The sequence below is a fragment of the Sorangium sp. So ce426 genome, assembly GCF_051475585.1.
Lineage (GTDB): Bacteria > Myxococcota_A > Polyangia > Polyangiales > Polyangiaceae > Sorangium > Sorangium cellulosum_B.
Genome location: NZ_CP150341.1, coordinates 2,022,798 through 2,041,893 on the forward strand (window position 1 = coordinate 2,022,798; position 19,096 = coordinate 2,041,893).

A 19,096-nucleotide genomic window follows, 5' to 3' on the forward strand; every position below is an offset into this window, starting at 1 on the left:
TGATTGGACATCTTCATGCTACCCCGCGCGCGTAGCGACCCGGAGGCTGGCCCACGTGCCGGCTGAACGCGGTGCTGAAGGTGCTCGCCGAGCCGTAGCCGACGCGCCCGGCGACCTCGGCGATCCCGAGATCGTGGCGGCGGAGCAGATCCCTCGCGACGGCCATGCGCCAGGCGAGCAGGTATTCCATGGGCGGCAGGCCCACGGTGCGGGTGAAGCGCTCGAAGAAAGCCGAGCGTGAGAGGGCCGCGGTCCTGGCGAGCTGGGCGACCGTCCACGAGCGCGCGAGCTGGGCGTGCATCTGCCGTATCGCCGGCGCGAGCCGCGGATCGGCCAGCCCGCGCAGGAGCCCCGGAGGCGCGTCGTCCGCCGAGGTCGACCGCAGCGCCTCGATGAGCAGCACCTCCACGAGCCGCGTGAGCACGAGGTCGCGCCCCGATCGCTGCGCGCTGGATTCGTCGCCGACGAGCCGTACGAGCACCGAGAGGCGCTCGACGCCGCGCACGTGCAGCACCGCTGGCAGCAGCGACACGAACAGCGCCGCGTCGGGCGAGTCGAAGAGGAAGTAGCCGCCGAGCAGCCGCACGTCCGGGCGTCCACCGCGCGCGCCGTGGCGGACCTCGCCCGTCGGCGCGGGCGTCACCTTCGGGTCGATGCGCTCCGGCCTCACCGGCTCGAAGCCCGACAGGGTGAACCCCGGCGTCGCCGGCAGCAGCACGAAGTCGCCCGCCTCGAGCGTCAGGGCGCGCGCGCCGTCGACGGCGAGACGACAGCTGCCCTCCAGCACGGCGCAGAAGCTCGGCTGGCCGAAGTCCGCGTAGCGGACCCCCCAGCGGCCGGCGCCGCTGATGCGCTTCGAGAACACGGCGCGCGGCTGGAGCAGCGCGATGACCTCCGAGAGCGGGTCGTTCATGTCTGGACTCTAGCAAACGAAACGTGGACTACCAATGGTAGATAGTCCAGCGCGCCGTCGCTATCTTCCCTTCATGAACACTGTGCTCATCACGGGTTGCTCCTCTGGATATGGACTCGAAACCGCGCGCCACTTCCACGCGCAGGGCTGGAACGTCGTCGCCACCATGAGAACGCCGCGCGAGGACGTGCTGCCTCGGTCGGACCGGCTGCGCGTCATCGCGCTCGACGTGACGAAGCCCGAGAGCATCGCGGCTGCGCTCGAGGCGAGCGGGCCCATCGACGTCCTCGTCAACAACGCCGGCATCGGGCTCCTGGGCGCCTTCGAGGCCACGCCGATGACCACGGTGCGCGAGGTGTTCGAGACCAACACCTTTGGCGTGATGGCGATGACGCAGGCCGTGCTGCCCCAGCTCCGCGCGCGGCGATCGGGCGTGGTGGTGAACGTGACGTCGAGCGCGACGCTCGCGCCGATGCCGCTGGTCGCCGTGTACACCGCGAGCAAGATGGCCATCGAGGGGTTCACCGCGTCGCTCGCGTTCGAGCTCGAGGCCTTCGGCGTGCGCGTGAAGCTCGTCGAGCCGGGCTACGGCCCGACGACGCGCTTCACGAGCAACGGGGGACCCCGCATGGAAGGCCTGATCCCCGACGCCTACGCGCCTCTCGCGCAGCGCATCTTCGCCTCCTTCGGGCAGCCGGCGCTGGTGACGAGCGAGTCCGACGTGGCCGAAGGGGTGTGGCGCGCGGCGAACGACGCGTCAGGGCAGCTCCGCTTCCCGGCCGGCCCCGACGCGGTGGCGCTGGCTGCGGCCAGATGAGCGAGGCAGTTCATTCCTCCGGGAACTCGCCGCAGCGGCCGTTCCCGCGGCAGACGCCGCTCGCGCAGCTCTCGTGTCCATGACACCGCCGGCCGGGCGCCAGCTTGCAAGCGCCCGCTGCGTCGCAGACGCGGCTTTGGCCGCACGGCGAGCCTGCGGCCACGACGTGCGTGGCGACCCCTCGCCGACACCCGTCGCTCGTGCATGGGTCGCCGTCGTCGTCGGCGTCAGCGTCGTCCGGCGCAGGATACGGCTGCCCCGCAGCGCAGGTGAGGATCTGACAATCGCCCGCGATCTGCCCGGACGGCAGGGCCGGCACGCCGTCGAGCGGGACGTTGACGCACGCGCCTCTGGTGCACGCGTCCGCGGTGCATGGATTGTCATCGTCGCAGTCGGTCGCCTGCGTCTCGGCCGCGCACGCAGGGGCCTCTCCGTCCCAGCCAGCGCCGGGGTCACCGGCCCCTACCCCTTGATCCCCGTCGCCGCCGGCGCCCCCGCCGCCGGAGCCCTGGAAGCTGCGGGCCTTGGGCGAACAGCCCGCCAGCGCGACGACGAGGCACAGCGGCACCGATGTCGCCTGCACGCGGCTCGTGCGGCGGAGCGGACGTGCTGAGATGTGAAATGTCCACATGCGCCGAACTCTACTGTCGGTCCAGCTCACCCGCTAATCAGACTTCTTTTTTGGAGCGGCCATGGACGAACGGCGCGCTCGGTTTGCTGGCGGCGGAGCTCGCAGGTGGGCTCGCGCTCCGTTCGAGGCGAGTCACCGCCGTCCGGCTCACCACCCCACCGCATCTGCCCGCCCTACATCCGTGCTCCGCGCGCGGCGCACGCAACACCGCTTCTCCTGATCTTCTCTCTGGCGTGCAAGAACGGAGAACTTGAGTCCGGCGCTCAGACGAGGCGCGGCGCCTCGCCGATCTGGCCGCCGCGCCGCGCCGCGAGCGCCGCGAGGAACGCGATCCACGCCCCGGGGCCATCGAGCGTCAGGTCGGGCTCGACCGCGGTGTCCGGCCGCTCGGACGAGGCGATGTAGACGCCCACGCCGCCGATCGCCCGGGCATGGGCGATCGCCGGCTCGTCGGTCGTGTCGTCGCCCGCATAGACCACCAGCGTCCCCGGCGGCAGCCGCGCCAGCAGGAACGCGAGGGCGCGGCCCTTGTCGTGCGCGGCGTCCCGGGCCTCGTGGATGCTGCGCCCCCTCATGACCACGAACCCGCGCCGCGCCGCCGCGTCCGCCCACGCCCCGAGCGCGTCGAGCGCCGCCGGCCGAGCCTCCGCCGAGACGAGCCGCCAGTTGAGCGCGATCGAGCAGCGCTTGCGCTCGACCCACAGCGCAGGGACCCGCCGCGCCGCCTCCTCCGCCTCGCGCTCCAGCGCGTCGAGCGCCTCGGTCGGCGCCTCCGCCCGGTACACGAACTCCCCGCCCGGCGTCGCGATCTCCGCCCCGTGCTCGCCCACGCGCCACGCCGCGCCGAGCGCCGCCGTGCGCGCCGCGACATCGTGGATCGTCCTTCCCGTGACGATCGCGACGGTCGTGCCCGGCGCCCGCGAGAGCGCCCCCAGCGCCCCGAGGGCGAGCGGCGCCGCCACCGCCGCGCCCGCCGTGATCTCGGAGATGGTCCCGTCGAAGTCCGTCGCGAGCAGCAATGACGGCGTGGCCGCCGCGCGCTCGACCAATTCAAGAACGTCCATGCTGCACCAGATCTACCACTGGGCAGGCCAGGAGCACGATGGCAAAGCCGGCGCGACCGGGAGCGACCCGGTTGGCCGGTCTTGCTGCGCCACGACGGACAGGTCGCCGCGGCGCGCCGCGCGCCGCGCGCGTCAGAACCGGATGATCACCTCGTGGACGCGGCGCCCCTCGGTCTTGCCCTCGGTGGCCTCCGTGGGCGCGGCGTCGCCCGCGGGCGACCCCTCCGCGGCGGCCGCCGGCTCGTCCGCCTTGCACTCGTACTTCACGCGCCACTCGGTCTTCTGCACCGTCTGCGTGCTCTCCTGCTTCCGCTTCTTCGGCCCGAAGAAATCCTTCTCGCGGCGCTCGCTGGACTCCGACACGGACTCTTCCCCGACCACGGTCTCGCCCTCTTCGACGATCTCGTAGCTCTCGGGTCCGCCGCAGGTCGTGGCCATCGTCTGGCTCGCCTTCTGCATGGCCACCTCGCGATCGCCCAGGATCGCGAGCTCACCGCCGACCTTCGTCCGCCTCACGACGCGGACCTCGCCATACGGCTGCCACGAGCACGCGGCCGTGGAACAGAGCACACTCGCGGCGATCAATGCATGAATCGCAGGGAATTTCATGCCTTGCACCAGTACCACCCTCGAAATGACGAGGGCAACAACAAAGCGCGGGCGGTTCCGTGCAAAACCTGCTACCGGCGGCGCGCGCGCTTGGTTTATTGGCCGGTTGGTCGCTTGATCGCGTCGCGCCTGCTCGCGCCGGGGCACCGGATCACCACCCGCTGCTGCCCCGGCAGCAGCGAGGGAGCTCCCGGCCCCGCGTTCCGGCCCGCTCCGGCGCGGCATGGGGGTTGCTGACCGCGGGTGTTCGCCGGCGCGGAGCAACAGGCTTGATCCGCGCCGTGCGCCGAGGTCCAACTGCGCTCCTTCATCGACAAGAACCGCTTCCTGCTGGTGTTCGCGGCGCTGTCCTCGGTCATGGGCCTCAGCGTCGGCGTGGCCAAGGTGAGCACGACGCTCTATGCGATGGAGCTCGGGGCGAACGAGGCGCTGCTCGGGCTGATCTCCGGATCGCAGAGCGTCGGGGTGCTCCTGATGAGCATCCCCATCGGGCTCCTCGTGGATCACCTCGGGCCCTCGCGGCTGTTCGTGCTGGGGAGCCTCGTGGCCGGGTCGCTCTACATGGCCTTGCCGGCGGTCCCGTCTCCGGTGTTCCTGCTGGCCTTCACGACGGCGATCAGCTTCTTCATGCCGATGCGCTTCGTCTCGCTGAGCACCGTGTTCATGCAGCAGCTCGAGACGGTGGGCGAGGGCAAGGCCGGCTGGTACCGCGGCACGCATAGGGTCGGCATGTTCCTGCTCGGCCCCATGCTCGCGGCCAGCCTCACGAAGGCGCTCGGCTTCTCGGGCACGTACCGGCTCATCGGGCTCTCGTTCCTGATCACCGTGCTCATGTCGCCGATCGTCTTCGGCCCGTACACGGCGCGGCCCGCGCGGATCACGAGCTGTTCGGCGAGCTCACCGCCGGCAGCTACGTGCTGAGCAAGCGATTCCTGAAGGAGAGCCCGAACAGCGCCCGCAAGTTCGTGGAGGCCGCGGCGCGCGCCATCGAGTGGGCCCGGAGCGCGCCGCGCGAGGAGGTGGTGGCCCGCTTGCAGCGCATCATCGAGCGGCGGGGCCGCAACGAGGACGCGTCGCTCGTGAAGTACTGGACCAGCCTGGGCGTCGCCGGCAAAGGCGGGCTCCTGTCGGCCGGGGAATACCAGATCTGGATCGACTGGCTGGTGAAGGACGGCGACCTCGAGGCGGGGCAGATCAAGGCCGAGGACCTGTTCACGAACGAGCTCAACCCGTTCGCGGCGACACAGGGGCAGTGACGGCGCCGGCCCCGGCGCGTCCCGCTCGCCATCGCCTGCGGTGGAGGAGGAATTTGCCGTGGCTCACGGCCCGCGCGCGGCGGCGCTGGCCTCTCCTACGATCGCCGCCGGAGGATGTGCTGGAGCAGCTGGCGCGAGACGTTCAGGAGCTTTGCCGCCTTCCGGCGGTTTCCCCCGGCGCGCGCGAGCGCCTCGTCGACCATGACGGTGCGCACCTGCTCCTCGACGTCCTGGATCGACGCCCGCCCCACCGCCGCGCGCACCTGAGGCCGGAGATCGGGCGGCCGGGCCAGCGCGTCGTCGATCGTGCGCTCCAGCTCCTCGAGGCGCAGCGGCTTCGCCAGGAACGAGCGCACCCCCATCTGGGCGAGCCGGAACGAGACGGCCGGGCTCGCCGAGCCGCTGATGGCCACGATCGTCGGCGCGACAGCGCAGGTCATGGCCCGCTCCACGACGTCGACGGCGTTCCCGTCCGGGAGCATCACGTCGGCGATGATGCCTTGAAACGCCCCGTCCGCGAGCGCGCGGTGCGCCTCGGCCACCGACGCGCACGCGACGACCTCGGCGCCGCGCGCCTCGAGCGCCTCGCGCAGCGCGCGCCTGAGCCTCGCGTCGTCCTCCACGACCAGCCAGCGTAACATCGTATGGTAGCATGCCCCCGGTTCATGGGGGCGCATAGTGTCAAGAGGGCGGAGCTGGCCAGCCTCCCGGCGGTGTCGGCCGTGTCGGCACTGCCGGCACTGTCGGCACTGTCAAATGGCGCGCAGCTCGACGCCCTCATCACGCGCGAGGCGCTGCGGGGTGAGCGCACCGCCTCGATCGCGCGGAGCGTCTTCTGCGCGGCCCTCCTCGCGCGGTTCCTCGCCGTCGAGGGGTTGACGCCGACAGGCTCTCTCGCGCGCTCGCTCATCGAGGTTCCGCTGCTCCTCGGCGCGGTTGCCGCCTCGCTGTACGTGTGGTGGCGGAGCCGGAGCACCGATGCCCCTCCTCACCTGATCCTCGTCTCGGTCGGCCTCGACGCGCTCCTGTGTTTTCTGGCGCTGCTGCCGAACGTGCTCTGGCCCTGGGACGGCTACCCGGGAATTTTGCACCTGCCCGATATGGCCGCGCTCCTGATCACGGTGTCCGTGAGCGCGTTCCGGCTCGTCCGCCGGGCGGTGCTCCTCGCGACGGCGGCGAACGCGCTGTCGGCGCTCGTGCTCATCGCGCTCGACCGCGCGCTGAACGGCGGCCAACACGACGCCTTCTGGACGCCGGCTTCGCTGTTCTTCCTCCTGCTCCTGACGGCCGCCAGCGCGGCGCTGCTCGTCACGATGCGCACGGTCCGCGTCGTCGAGCTCGGGGCGCGCTCCACGCTGCGCGCCGAGCGCGCGCAGCGGAACCTGAGCGTCATGCTGCACGAGCACCACGACGTGAAGACCTCGCTCTCGGCCGCCCTCATCGACACCGATCTCCTCCGGCGCGAGCTCCTTCGGGTCGAGCCCGCGAGCGCCGAGCGCATGTTGCGGAAGCTGGAGCAGCTCCGCGAGAGCATCGAGGACGTCGCGTCGACCATGGGGCACATCCGCGACAGGACGGTGCGCGAGCTCGACGCGCTGCGCGCGACGGCCCCCGCCGAGATCGGCGAGGCGACCCGGGGCGCGCTCCGGGTCGTCCGGCGGCGCTACCAGGCGGTGAAGGTCGACGTCACGGATCGCGCGGAGCGCACCGCGGTCCTTTTCGCGGGGGGGCACGACGTGCTGGAGCGGGTGCTCCTCAACCTCCTCGTCAACGCGTGCGAGGGGACGGGCGAGCGCGGGGCGTCCAGCGTGACGCTGGACGCGCGCCCGCTGGGCGGCGGACGGGTGGCCATCGAGGTGAAGGACGACGGCCCCGGGTTCCACGACACGCCGAGCCCGAAGCCGGGCGGGTCCGGACAGGGGCTCGGCTTCGTGGCCGGCATGGTGGAATCGAGCGGTGGGCTCGTCCTGCGCGCCAACCTCCCGGAGGGCGGCGCCAAGGTCACCATCGAGCTGCTCGAAGCGCCCGTGTGACGACGGAGCGCGCGGCGCGGCGCGCGGTGAGGGTGGCAAGAAAATTTGCCCTCATCGCGCCGCTGGCCGCGCGGTACGCCTCGGTGGCGAAGTGGGGACTCGCGTGGGCTCCGTCGCTCGCACACCTCGGGAGGATGACTCGGTATGAAGAAAACCAGCCCAATGACAGGTCCTGCGTTGGCTCCGACCTGGATCGCGATCGCCGCGGCCGCGGCGACGTTCGCGGCCTCCGGCCCGGTGAGCGCGCAGGCGCGGCGTTCGCCGATCTTCGATCCTGCGTTGAACGCTCCCGGCCGACCGCTGCGCGGGTTCGCCGATCTCCACACCCACCCGATGGCGCACCTCGGCTTCGGGGGGCACGTGCTCCACGGCGCTCCCGACGTCGACGTGCTCATGGCGCCGGGGACCATCTACGACCCCAGCGGTCAAGGCGTGTCAGGCGCCACGTGCAATGCGTCGGCGCGGCGCGCCGCCAGCATCGCGGAGGCGCTGGGGACCAGCTACAGCACCCACCGGGGTCACGATTTTCTCACGAACAAGTGCGGGAATCACGTCCGCCAGATCGTGCTCGGGGAAATGGCGAAATCCCACGGGATCCGCTCGTTCGAGGTCGAGCGCCCCGTGGGGTATCCGACGTTCGCGCACTTCCCGGCGCACAACGATATCTTGCACCAGCAGATGTGGGTCGACTGGATCCGCCGCGCGAAGGAGGGTGGCCTCCGGGTGATGGTCGCGCTGGCCGTCAACAGCCGCACGCTCGCCCACGGCATCGAGGCAAACCCGCCCATCGACGACAGGGCGTCGGGCAATCTCCAGATCGAAGAGCTCGTCCGCTTCGTCGGCAAGCACGACGCGTGGATGGAGATCGCGCGTTCATCCGCCGATCTCCGGCGCATCGTGGAGAAGAACAAGCTCGCGGTGATCGTCGGTGTCGAGCTGGACGACATCGGCAACTTCGCGTGGAACAGAGCGTCGCCCACGGAGGCCCAGATCCGCGCGGAGATCAAGCGCCTCCACGTCCTCGGCGTGCGCTACGTGTTCCCTGTCCACCTCACCGACAACCTCTTCGGCGGCACCGCCGCTTACGAGGACGAGGTGGCGCGCGCCAACCGCTTCCAGACGGGGAAATGGTGGGACCTCGAGTGCTCCCGCGGAGAGGGCATCACGAAGCAGATCCAGTCGGGGAACGACCTCTTCAAGCTGATGAAGCTCGGCGACGCCGGCGGTCACATCCCGCTCCCGAGCTGCCAGTCGGGGGAGGGCCACAAGAACCGGCTGGGGCTCCTGCCCATGGGCCGCGTCGCCCTCGACGAGATGATGCGGCTCGGGATGGTGATCGACATCGATCACATGTCGCAGCGGATGGTGAGCGACGTGCTCGCGTTCACCCGGACGACGCCCGGCGGCGCGTATCCGCTCGTCTCGGGGCACAACGGGCTCCGCGGATCGAGCGGCAACGAGAACGGCCGGACCAGCGCCCAGTACACGGAGCTCGCCGCGCGCGGCGGGCTCGCGGGCGTCGGCTTCGGCGACTCCGATGCACGGACCTTCCTGCGGAACGCGGCCGCCGTGGCGGCGATCACGTCAGGCGGCAAGGCGCTTCAGATCACCCTCGGCTCCGACATCAACGGGATGGTCGTCATGCCGCGCTCTCCCGAGTGCCAGGCGCCCCGGGACAAGGTGGTGACGGTGCCAGGCGACGCCTGGGGCCACCCGCCCGCGCAGCTCCGGTGCACAGGGGCCGAGATCGACGTGCGCTCCGCGCGCATCGGCTGCCTCGACATCCAGACCAGCGGAAACCTGACGGGCCTCGTCGGCCGCGCCTGCAACGACAAGACGTCCTGCTCTTACAAGGCGCCGACTCCCGACGAATACCGCCGCGCCGGTGTCCAGGCCGCGACGCGCGCGTTCTGTACGCAGGCCATGGAGATCGTGTACCGCTGCGTCGATCCGGCGGCCGAGGCGTGCGTCGATTACGGTAGCTTCCCCAGGGCCCGGATGGGGAGCCGCTCGTGGGATTACAACGAGGAGGGGGTCGTTCACGTCGGGCTCTTCCCGGATTTCCTCAAGCACGTCGAGGCGCTTCCGGGCGGAGAGCAGCTCATCGACCGGCTCTACAGCGGAGCCGAAGGCTTCGCGCAGATGTGGGCGAAGGCCGAGACGGTCGGGCGATCCATCCCCTGATCCGCGCACGTCCGTCCCGGGTTGGGCGACCCCGGGGGCCCCGACCCGGGTTGGCCCTGCGCGGCAAAGCCGTGCCGCGCCGCCGACCTGGGTCGGGTCGTGGTCCCGCCGCTACTGGCGCATCCACGCCACGAGAAACTTGGTCGTGTTCGCCCCCGGGTTGAACGCGTCGCCCTCGCGGATGCTCGCCGAGAACTCGATGGTCTTGGGCCCGGTCTGGGACGCGCTGAACCCGACGGCGCCGTTGTGGCCGTCGATCTGCACGGTGATCGTGCCGGCGACGATGTTCGTCGCGCTCGTGATCTTCTTGAAGCAGCCCCGCGTACCAGGCCAGCCGCTGTTGCAGGTCACCGACGTGAGGCCGATCTGGAGCGCCTGCTCCGCCTCTTCCACGGTCTCCTCGCTCAGGTACTCGTCGCTCAGGGCCTCGTCGCCCTCCTGCGCGATGCAGCCCGCGAGCGCCATGGAGGCGAGGACCGCGATCATCCCGCTGAGCTTCGCGAGAAACCTCATGCCTCGGCCCTTCCCGCCCGACCGAGCTCGTCGGTCATCCCTGGGTCGGGCCGCGGTGCAGTCGTCCTGGCCTTCGAGGAGTGTGCCTTGTGCGCTCTTGATGTCGTGTGTCATGCTCTGCCTCCATTCATGCTTTCGGTCTCCGTCGCTCCGGCGGGGTGGTCGCGCTGCGGAGCTCGTACGAGGACCGTGACCGGGTACGGAGGTGGTACCCCACGGTCGGAGACGCGATAAGGGCAAACGTTCTTGCCCCACCTGGCAAACGTTCTTGCCCCTCGAAGGTCAATGCATGGCCTATCCGCCACGCGCGGCGCGCGCCGTCGAATGGGCCCGGAGCACGCCGCGCGAGGAGGTGGAGGCCCGGCCGCAGCGCTTCGGCCCGCGCGTCGCCTCCGCGGGCCGGGTCACCAGGTGAGGGACCCGTGGACCTTGGTCATGACCTCGTTGGCCCGGATGTCACCGAGCATCCAGTCGAACTCCTCCCAGGAGATCTTGCCCGTCGCCGGGTCGACGGTGAAATGGTCGTACTTCGGCAGCCCGTGGTTCGTGAGCAGGATCGCGAACATCTCGCGGCTCGGCTCGGGATCGACCACCATGAGCGTCCCTGCGGCGCCTGTCTTGCTGTAGGCGACGGTCGACACCGACTCTCCGCCGGGCCACATGCCTGCGTCCCACATCTCCCAGCCGTACCCCTTGCGCGAGTAGAGCAGGTTCTCGGAGTACGTCCAAGCCGACCTGTTGAGATGGAGCGAGCCCGTCTGGGTCGTGGTCATATCGAACACGGCCTGGCCGGGGAGCAGGGTGCTTACGCAGATGTTGAGAGGCCATCGGTCGCAGTTGTAGACGTGCTTGCCCCGGTTCAACATCATCTGGGCGAACTTCGCCAGATCGCTCGCGGTCGAGAACAGGCCGTCGCACCCGGTGAGGTGCTCTGCCGGGTCCGGGCCATCCCCTTCGAGGAAGTAGTCGGTCTCGTCCTGCACCTCGCCCCGGAGATAACGCTCGCGCGCCGCGGACCACGCCGTGCCGACGAAGCGGTCCTCCTTCTCCGGCATGTTGAGCCACGGCTGATAGCTGGTGTCCGTCATGTCCAGCGGGGTGAAGATGTACGTCTGCATCAGGTTCTGGAGCGAGTCGCCGCCGACCGTCTCCAGCACGTGACCCAGGATCCGAAAGCCGAGATCGCTGTAGACGACCTTCGTCCCCCGCGGGTAGGCCAGCGGCGCCTCCAGCATCGAGTGCCAGGGGTCGGCGTCGTCGAAGAGGCCGTTCGGGTTGCTGTCGTCGAAGTAGTCGACCTCCTCCCCCGATACGTAGCTCATCAGATCCCTGATCGTGACAGAGCTCTTGTTGTTGACCGAGGAGACGGCGAACTCCGAGAAATACGTCGCGACCGTGTTGTTGATGTTGAACCCCGGGAAATCCCCGGACTCTTGCATCCTCATCGCGAGAAAGACGGTGAACGGCTTGGTCATGGACTGGAGATCGAAGATCCCATCGGGCGGCATCGGCACCGAGGGCATGCTCGGATCGTCCTCGTTCAGGCCGTCTCTCGTCCCCACGGCGGTGTGGAGCACGACCCGGCCCCGGCGGGCGACCAGGAGGACCGCGCCATTGATATCCCCGTCGTCGACCGCATTCTCCAGCTCGTTGACCGCCTGGTTGAGGAGGGCGCTGGACAGACCCACCGATTCCGGTGTGCCCGTGCGGACGGGGTAGATGATCGACGCCTGCTGAGGGTACGTGTCCTGGGCGTGCGCCGACGGCGCCATGCCGACGAAGGCGGCGGCCGCGGCTCCACAGAAGATCAAGCTACTGGCTCTCATGTTCGCGATTCCTTCCTTGAATGGTGTTGCGGCCTCCGCGCAGCGCGGGGCGGGGCGAAGGGCCGTCGGGATCATCGGCTGCGGTCTCGGAGCGCCTCTTCGCCCGCGCCCCGTCAGGGGCTTATCCACCCTTCGTGCCAGCGGGCCGCACGGCGCTCCGGCGAGCAGCGCACGCCGCGCGGCGCGCGCGGCGTGGTGGTCGCGGCGACGGCCGGGCGCCCCTCAGGAGCGGCCCTGGCGCCGCCTGGAGCCCGCGGAAATGCGTCCCATATCAGCCACTTGCGCGCTCATGACGCCCCCCGGCAGCGCCGCGCCCGGCGTCGCCTCCGCCTGTCGCCGCGCCGGTCGCGAGGAGGAGGGGAGAGGCTCGGCGCGCTGCTGCGCCGCACGAGGGCACGCTCGCGGAGGTGTGACATCGTGACATTGTCACAGCGTGACATCGTGACATCTGGCGGGAGACCGCTCCAGCGCTGCCCCGCTTCGCCCACGGCAGGGAATTTCACAGGGAGGCAGGGAGGCGGGGAGCGAGAGACGGCGAGAGGGAGAAGTTCATTTTCTTCTTCCTCCCCGCCTCCCCGCCTCCCTGTGAAAATTCTCCGGGTTTCAACGTGATCGGTGCTTTAGCTCGCGCCCATCGCCGCGGCGATGCCCGACTGCAAGGTGCTGTACGTGGTGATGCCCCGCAGATCGACGCCGAGCTGCACAAGGACCTGAGCCATCGACGGCTGAATCCCGGTGACCAGGACGCGGGCCCCGAGGAGCCGCACCGCCCGAGCCGCCCGCACCACGGCGTCCGCGGCCTGCGCGTCGATCGTCTCCACGCCGGTGACGTCCAGGATCACCACCGAGGCGCTCTCCTTCGTGACCCCGTGGAGCAGCCCCTCCATGATCTGCTCGGAGCGCCGGGCGTCGAGCGGCCCGATCAGCGGCATCGCCAGCACCCCTTTCGCGAGAGGAAGGACCGGCGTGCCGAGGACCCGGATCGTCTCCTGCTGCGCCGCGATCAGCTCGGCGCTCTGCTGCAGCTCCTCGGCCCTGGCCTCCGCCGCCCGCCGCGCCTGCACCTGGTCGGTGATCTCGACGCCGTAGTGGCACACGCCGACGATCTCCCCCGCGCCGCCGCGGACGGGCGCGTACACGATGTTGAACCACCGCAGCTCGTCGCAGCCGTTCTCCGCGTCGTGCAGCTTCACGGGCACCTCGCTGCCGAGGAACGGGCTGCCGGTTCGATAAACACCGTTCACGAGATCCCAGAACCCGCGCGCCGCCTCCTCACCGAGCACCTCGCGGAGCACATCGCGGAGCGACCTGCCCAGGAGCTGGCGGCCGGGGATGGAGGCGACGTAGGCCGGGTTCACGAGCGAGTATACGAGGTCTTCGCCCCGCCACATGCAGATCGGCGTGCGCGCGTGCATGAGCATGTCCTGTAGGCTCTCATGCGTCGCGCGCAGCTCCGCCAGCGCCGCCTGCGACTCCGCCAGCGCCCTCTCCAGCACGGCTATCCGCCGCTCCGCGCCCTCGGGTGGGGTGACGTCCAGAGGCGCCGTCTCTTCAACCCTGTCTTCCCCCGTGACGCCGATGCGATCTCTCATCCCGGTCCGTCGGTGCTCGCTTCTCGCTCGTGGAGCGTGAGCCAAGGTGAACGCCGGCCACGCCAGCGATGGTGCTGTGTTGTAGCGATGGTATGCGAGCGCTCGCCAGGTGTAAATTCTGGCATCGCGCAGCGGCCCGTGTGGGAAATTCTGCTCCTCATCGGGGCCGGCAGCGCGACCGGTGCCGTCTCCTGCTCTCGGGCAAGGCGCTGTCGGTTTTCCGCTCGACGGCGAACTTCTGAGCTTGCTACTCTGCTTGAGTTGGCCCGCGAGCGCCCAGCGCGCTCGCGAGCACGAGAGCCCTCGGGGACTGGACAGCGCGCGTGACGCCCGGGAAGCGGCGCCGACGCGCGGACGCCCATCTCCGCAGCATTCTACCGAGAGGAGCTTGCAATGAGAGCCACCACCCGCCTTTCGACCGTCCTCGCGAGCTGCATGGCCGCGCTGCTCTGGACAGGCCACGCGGCCGCAAAAGACCGCGCGCCGGGCGCCGCCGACAACGCGGCGCGCAAGGTCGTGTGCCACGATGACACAGAGAGTGTATTCGTGCTCACAAGGGTCGGGGAGGATCAGGTTCTGAGCTACCAGCGGGTGCTGATCGACGCTCCGATCGGCGAGGTCTGGCCGGTGCTCCGCGACGTGGAGTGGTTCGTCGAGGCCGTCCTCCCCGACGTGGCGCCGACGTTCATGTGGCTGGACGGCGGGGGCCCGGAGACGATCCCGTCGCGCTTCCAGTTCTCCGCGGCGGGCAACACGCTCGTCGAGGAGATCATCTACCGCTCCGAGGCGCAGCACCAGATCCTCGTGCGCCTCATCGAGCCGGTGCTCGGCATGCAGGAGTATTACGCGTTCGGGGACCTGACCCGGGCCTGCGGCAACAAGACCGTGCTGGAGTACACCCGCTATCTCGATCTGGAGCCCGGCACCGATATCGAGTTCTTCAGAGCGCTGTTCACGCAGGAGTTCATCGACATACCGGCGTACTTCGCCGAGTAGCGCCGCCGGGCACGGCGGTCCGGATCGAACGATCGTCAGGACGCCAGGCGAATCGAGGGTCGTCTCTTTCCGTCCTCGCGGCGGACTCCCTCCTCGTCACGCCGCCCGCGGCGGGCGGCGCCGGCTGGTCACGGGACGACCTCGACCGCCATCCCCTCGCTCAGCTCCGCGTTCGCGAGCTTCACGACCCGCTCGCTCCCGTCGAGCCCGGTCGACACCTGGATCGTCGCGCCCGTGTCGCGCTCGACGACGATCGGCGCGAAGCGGATCCTGCTCCCGGGGTCGATGACGGCCACGCGCAGCCCCTTGGCGTCGTTGTAGAGCGCCGTCGCCGGGATCTCGAGCACGCGGTGCGGCGTGGGCAAGGTCAGCGCGACCTCCGCGTACATGCCGGCGAGGAGGCGGCCGTCGGGGTTCGGCACCCGCACCTCCGTGTTCATCGTCCGGGTCGCCGCGTCGAGCGCGCCGGCCGTGCGCGCGATCGTGCCCTGGAACGGCTGCCCCGCGAACTCGCGCACCGTGACCTTCGCCGGCGCGTCGACCCGCACGCTGGGCGCCACGTCCTGCGGGACGCCCACGAAGACGCGCACGGGGTCGGTCGCCGCGATGGTGAAGAGCGGCGTCCCGTTGCCCGCCGTGACCAGCGCCCCGCGCTCGGTCGTGCGCGAGGTGACCGTCCCCGCGAACGGCGCGGCGACCTTCGCGAACTTCTTCTGATCCAGGATGCGCTGGACGTTCGCCTGCTGCGCGGTGATCGCCGCGCGCGCGACGGTGACGCTCGCCTCGGCGACGTGCGCCTGCCCCTGCCGCTGCTCGAGCTCCTCCTGCGGCGCCACGCCCGCGGGGACGAGCTGCTCGTAGCGCTTCACGCTCGACCTCGACAGGTCGCGGTTGGCCTCGGCCTGCACGAGGCCGGCGCTCGCCTGCACGAGCTGCGCGCGGGCCTGCGCGAGCTCCTGATCGAGCTCGGGCGTGTCGATCTCGGCGAGGATCTGCCCCTCCTCGACCTTGTCGCCGATGTCCGCGGTCCACCTCCGCACGTAGCCGCTCACGCGCGGGTAGACGACCGTCTCCGCGAGGGGCTGGATGCTCCCGGGCAGGACGAGCGCCCGGTCGCTCGACACCGGCTGCGGCGCGACGACCCCCACGCGCGGGGCCGCGCCCTCGGCGGCCCGGGCGCCCTGCTCGAGCGCGGCGCGGGCGCTGCGGCGGGGCAGGTAGGCCGCGGCGAACGCCGCCCCGAGCACGACGACGAGGCCCACGCCGAGGGCGAGGCCGCGGGTCCTCGTCAGCACGGCGGGCGGCGGCAGATCGAACCCGAGGTCGTCGGCAGGGTGGCCCGGAGACGGGGGAGGGGACGTGGTAGGGGAGGCAGGGGCGCGGCGGGCGGGGGAGCTCATAGGTCCTCTGCGAGCAGGTCTCTGGCCGGGGCCTTGTTCCGGAGGAGGCTGTACATCACGGGCACGAAGAAGAGCGTGCTCAGCGTCGCGACGAGCAGACCGCCGATGACCGCGCGCCCCAGCGGGGCGTTCTGCTCGCCGCCCTCGCCCAGGCCGAGCGACATGGGCAGCATGCCGAAGATCATCGCGAGCGCCGTCATGAGCACCGGCCTGAGGCGCGTCATGCCCGCGGCGAGGGCCGCGGTGCCCGCGTCGCGGCCCAGCTTGCGCTGGTCGTTCGCGAACGTCACGACGAGGATGCTGTTCGCCGTGGCGACGCCGACGCACATGATCGAGCCCATGAGCGCGGGCACGCTCAGCGTCGTGTGCGTCACGAACAGCACCCACGCGATGCCCGCCACCGCGCCCGGGAGCGCCATCAGGATGATGAGCGGGTCGAGCCACGACTGGAAGTTCACGACCATCAGCAGGTAGACGAGCACGACAGCGAAGAGGAGCCCGTAGCCGAGCCCCGTGAACGAGGTGTCCATGCTCTCGGCCTGCCCCTTGATGGTCACCCTCGTCCCGCGCGGCAGCTCGGGCCTGAGCTCGTCGACGACGCGCGCGACGGCGCCCGCGACCGAGCCGAGGTCGGTGCCGTCGACGTTCGCCTGGACGTCGAACGTCCTCGCGACGTTGTAATGGGTGATGTTCGCCGGCCCGGTCGCGCGCGACATCGACGCGACGTTGGACAGGAGCTGGGGGCGGCCGTCGCCTGTCGACAGCGGCGTGGCGTTCACGTCGTCGATGGACGCCATCGCGTACTGGGGCGTCTGTACGGCGACGAGGTACTGCACGCCGCGCTTGTCCAGCCAGTAGGTCGGCGACGTCTGCCCGCTCGACGAGAGCGAGACGAGCACGTCGCTCGCCACGTCGCGCTGGCTGAGCCCCAGCTGGTCGGCCATGGTGCGGTCGACGTCGATGCGGAGCTGCGGCCTCGCCGGCACCTGCGCGAGGTGGACGTCGACGGCGCCGGGGATCTTCTCCATGCGCTCGGCGATCTTCAGCGCGACGGCGTAGGTCTCGTCCTCCTTGCCGATCGGGCCGACCACCTGGACGTTGATGGGCGCCGCGAGGCCGAAGTTCAGCACCTGCGTCGAGATGTCGGGGGCGAGGAAGAAGAACGTCGTGTCGGGGTACGCCGCGTTGAGCTTCGCGCGGAGCGTCCGGACGTGCTCGGCGGTGGGCCGGTGGTGCTCCGCGAGCGCGATGAAGATCTGCCCGTCGGCCGAGGAGATCTGCGCGCCCTCGCTGAGCGACAGGTTGATGCCGCTCGCCGGGATGCCGATGCTGTCGAGCATCGTGCGGATCTCGCCCGGCGGGAGCGCCCCGCGGATGGTCTCCTCGATCCGGGCGAAGCGCCGCTCGCTCTCCTCGAGGCGGGTGCCCGGCGGGCCGCGCACGTGGAGCTTGATGAGCCCCGCGTCGACGGTCGGGAAGAAGTCGCGGCCGAGGAGCGGGATCAGCGCGACCGAGGCGGCGACGAGCGCAAGGAACGCCCCGACGAACAGGGCGCGGTGCGCGAGCGCCCAGGCGAGCCACCCGCCGTACGCCGCCCGCAGCCGGTCGAAGGCGCGGTTGAACGCGGCGAAGACGCGCCCGAAGAGGCCCTGTGGAGCGGCGTGGCCGTGCGCGTGCTCCGCCGCCTCGCGCTCGAGCAGGAGGCGCACGAGCGTCGGGACGAGCGTCCGCGACAGGAAGTACGACGTGAGCATGGCGAAGACGACCGCCATGGCCATCGGCACGAAGAGCGACCGCGCGGCGCCGGTGATGAACGCGACCGGCACGAAGACGATGCAGATGCAGAGCGTGGAGACGAGCGCCGGGACGGCGATCTCCTGCGCCCCGTCGACGATGGCGCGCAGGAACGGCTTCCGCTGCCCGAGGTTCCTGTGGATGTTCTCGATGGCCACGGTCGCGTCGTCGACGAGGATGCCGACCGCGAGCGCCATCCCGCCGAGCGTCATCACGTTGAGCGTGTGGCCGAGGGCGTTCAGCGCGATGATCGAGACGAGGATCGAGAGCGGGATGCTGATGACGACGATGAGCGTGCTGCGCCAGCTCCCGAGGAACAGCACGATCATGAGCGCCGTGAGCCCCGCGGCGATCAGCGCCTCGTGCACGACCCCGGAGACCGCGGCGCGGACGAACACCGACTGATCGAAGAGCAGCGAGACCTTGAGCTCCTTCGGGAGCTTCTCCAGCGTGGCCGGCAGCATCGCGTGGATGCGCGAGGCGACGTCGAGCGTGCTCGCGCTCCCGTTCTTGAGGATGCTCAGGAGCACGCTGCGCTTGCCCTCCACGTGCACCATGTTCGTCTGCGGCGTGTTCCCGTCGCGCACGCTCGCGACGTCGCGAAGGTAAACGGTCTTCCCGTTGACGGTCTTGAGCGGCAGGTTGCCGAGCTCCTCGAACGCCTCGGGGCTGCTGTTCATGATGACGGGGTACTCGTTCTCCCCCATCTTGGCCGTGCCGGAGGGCAGGATGACGTTCTGCAGCCCGAGCGCCGCGTTCACGTCGCGCGGCGACAGCCCCCAGGCGAAGAGGCGCTGCGGGTCGATGTCGACCATGATCTGGCGCTGCTTGCCGCCGTAGGGCCACGGGATCTGCGTGCCGCGGATGGTGGCGATGTCGGCGCGGATGAAGTTGACCGCGTAGTCGAAGAGCTGCTGCTCGCTCAGCGACTCGCTCTCCAGGGCGGCCTGCAGGATCGGCACGCTGGCGGCGCTGTAGCGGATGATGAGCGGCGGGCTGATGCCGGGCGGCATCATGCGGATCGCCGTCTGCGAGACCGCCGCGACCTGCGCCGTCGCGGCCTCGATGCTGGCGCCGGGCTGGAGGTAGATCTTGATGATCGAGATGCCCGTGAGCGACTGGCTCTCGATGTGGTCGATGTCGTTGACGGTGGTTGTGAGGAAGCGCTCGTAGTTGTTGACGATGCGCTTCTCCATCTCCTCGGGGGGGAGGCCGCCGTAGTTGAAAATTACCGACAGGACCGGGATGTCGATGTCCGGGAAGATGTCCGTCGGCATCCGGACGACGGTGAACACGCCCAGGATGACGATCAGCATCGACATCACGATGAACGTGTACGTGCGTTGAAGCGCGATCCGGACGAGCCACATGGGCCAATTCCCGTCCCCCTCCGGAGCGCCCCGGCCGGGGGTGGCGCCTGAGGGCAGGCTCCGCATTTAGGGTGCCCTTGACGTTCGTCCAATCTATT

Annotated in this window: 17 protein-coding genes; 7 read left to right on the forward strand and 10 right to left on the reverse strand. The window is 70.3% G+C overall.

Going from position 1 to position 19,096, the window contains the following annotated elements; translation table 11 throughout:
- Window positions 1-13: 13 nt before the first annotated feature.
- Complete coding sequence (locus WMF44_RS07635; RefSeq protein ID WP_437298464.1) at window positions 14-913, reverse strand: cupin domain-containing protein; 900 nt, start codon at window positions 911-913, stop codon at window positions 14-16.
- A 73-nt stretch (window positions 914-986) separates the two neighbouring features.
- Between WMF44_RS07635 and WMF44_RS07640 the strand changes: the two genes are divergently transcribed.
- Window positions 987-1,730: an SDR family oxidoreductase gene (locus WMF44_RS07640; RefSeq protein WP_437298465.1), complete on the forward strand. Its 744-nt coding sequence runs from the start codon at window positions 987-989 to the stop codon at window positions 1,728-1,730.
- A 10-nt stretch (window positions 1,731-1,740) separates the two neighbouring features.
- On the opposite strand, the gene WMF44_RS07645 is transcribed toward WMF44_RS07640, so the two are convergent.
- From WMF44_RS07645 to WMF44_RS07655, 3 genes are all read right to left on the reverse strand, one after another.
- Entirely contained in the window at window positions 1,741-2,361 is a 621-nt protein-coding gene (locus tag WMF44_RS07645; protein WP_437298466.1) for a hypothetical protein, read from the reverse strand.
- Between the two features lie 263 nt (window positions 2,362-2,624).
- Window positions 2,625-3,425, reverse strand: coding sequence for a trehalose-phosphatase (otsB, locus tag WMF44_RS07650; RefSeq protein ID WP_437298467.1), 801 nt, complete (start codon window positions 3,423-3,425; stop codon window positions 2,625-2,627).
- A gap of 132 nt (window positions 3,426-3,557) precedes the next feature.
- Window positions 3,558-4,034, reverse strand: coding sequence for a hypothetical protein (locus tag WMF44_RS07655; RefSeq protein WP_437298468.1), 477 nt, complete (start codon window positions 4,032-4,034; stop codon window positions 3,558-3,560).
- 357 nt (window positions 4,035-4,391) lie between these two features.
- Between WMF44_RS07655 and WMF44_RS07660 the strand changes: the two genes are divergently transcribed.
- Both WMF44_RS07660 and WMF44_RS07665 read left to right on the forward strand, forming a co-directional pair.
- Window positions 4,392-4,955 (forward strand): MFS transporter, encoded by a 564-nt coding sequence (locus WMF44_RS07660; protein WP_437298469.1) that lies wholly within the window; start codon window positions 4,392-4,394, stop codon window positions 4,953-4,955.
- On the forward strand, window positions 4,949-5,290 hold the full coding sequence (locus tag WMF44_RS07665) for a hypothetical protein (RefSeq protein WP_437298470.1): 342 nt from the start codon (window positions 4,949-4,951) through the stop codon (window positions 5,288-5,290). Before WMF44_RS07660 ends, WMF44_RS07665 begins: the two co-directional genes overlap by 7 nt.
- Before the next feature lie 95 nt (window positions 5,291-5,385).
- Here WMF44_RS07665 and WMF44_RS07670 read toward each other — a convergent pair whose 3' ends face one another.
- On the reverse strand, window positions 5,386-5,931 hold the full coding sequence (locus WMF44_RS07670) for a response regulator (RefSeq protein WP_437298471.1): 546 nt from the start codon (window positions 5,929-5,931) through the stop codon (window positions 5,386-5,388).
- A 24-nt stretch (window positions 5,932-5,955) separates the two neighbouring features.
- Here WMF44_RS07670 and WMF44_RS07675 point away from each other — a divergent pair, with 24 nt between their 5' ends.
- The gene (locus WMF44_RS07675; RefSeq protein WP_437298472.1) at window positions 5,956-7,323 is read left to right on the forward strand and encodes an ATP-binding protein; all 1,368 of its coding nucleotides are present in this window, start codon (window positions 5,956-5,958) and stop codon (window positions 7,321-7,323) included.
- 162 nt (window positions 7,324-7,485) lie between these two features.
- The gene (locus WMF44_RS07680; protein WP_437298473.1) at window positions 7,486-9,507 is read left to right on the forward strand and encodes a membrane dipeptidase; all 2,022 of its coding nucleotides are present in this window, start codon (window positions 7,486-7,488) and stop codon (window positions 9,505-9,507) included.
- A 111-nt stretch (window positions 9,508-9,618) separates the two neighbouring features.
- Here the strand turns inward: WMF44_RS07680 and WMF44_RS07685 are convergent, their stop codons facing one another.
- Window positions 9,619-10,020, reverse strand: coding sequence for a hypothetical protein (locus WMF44_RS07685; RefSeq protein WP_437298474.1), 402 nt, complete (start codon window positions 10,018-10,020; stop codon window positions 9,619-9,621).
- Window positions 10,021-10,309: 289 nt separating this feature from the next.
- Here WMF44_RS07685 and WMF44_RS07690 point away from each other — a divergent pair, with 289 nt between their 5' ends.
- Entirely contained in the window at window positions 10,310-10,435 is a 126-nt protein-coding gene (locus WMF44_RS07690) for a hypothetical protein (protein WP_437298475.1), read from the forward strand.
- Here the strand turns inward: WMF44_RS07690 and WMF44_RS07695 are convergent.
- Window positions 10,425-11,846, reverse strand: a complete 1,422-nt coding sequence (locus WMF44_RS07695) for a serine hydrolase domain-containing protein (protein ID WP_437298476.1) — start codon at window positions 11,844-11,846, stop codon at window positions 10,425-10,427. The genes WMF44_RS07690 and WMF44_RS07695 overlap by 11 nt on opposite strands.
- Window positions 11,847-12,466: 620 nt before the next feature.
- Complete coding sequence (locus WMF44_RS07700) at window positions 12,467-13,438, reverse strand: STAS domain-containing protein (protein WP_437298477.1); 972 nt, start codon at window positions 13,436-13,438, stop codon at window positions 12,467-12,469.
- A gap of 393 nt (window positions 13,439-13,831) precedes the next feature.
- Between WMF44_RS07700 and WMF44_RS07705 the strand changes: the two genes are divergently transcribed.
- The gene (locus WMF44_RS07705) at window positions 13,832-14,434 is read left to right on the forward strand and encodes a hypothetical protein (protein ID WP_437298478.1); all 603 of its coding nucleotides are present in this window, start codon (window positions 13,832-13,834) and stop codon (window positions 14,432-14,434) included.
- 128 nt (window positions 14,435-14,562) lie between these two features.
- Here the strand turns inward: WMF44_RS07705 and WMF44_RS07710 are convergent, their stop codons facing one another.
- A complete protein-coding gene (locus tag WMF44_RS07710) occupies window positions 14,563-15,834 on the reverse strand; it encodes an efflux RND transporter periplasmic adaptor subunit (RefSeq protein WP_437298479.1) in 1,272 nt (423 codons plus the stop codon).
- A complete protein-coding gene (locus WMF44_RS07715) occupies window positions 15,831-18,998 on the reverse strand; it encodes an efflux RND transporter permease subunit (RefSeq protein WP_437298480.1) in 3,168 nt (1,055 codons plus the stop codon). Before WMF44_RS07715 ends, WMF44_RS07710 begins: the two co-directional genes overlap by 4 nt.
- Between the last annotated feature and the right edge of the window lie 98 nt (window positions 18,999-19,096).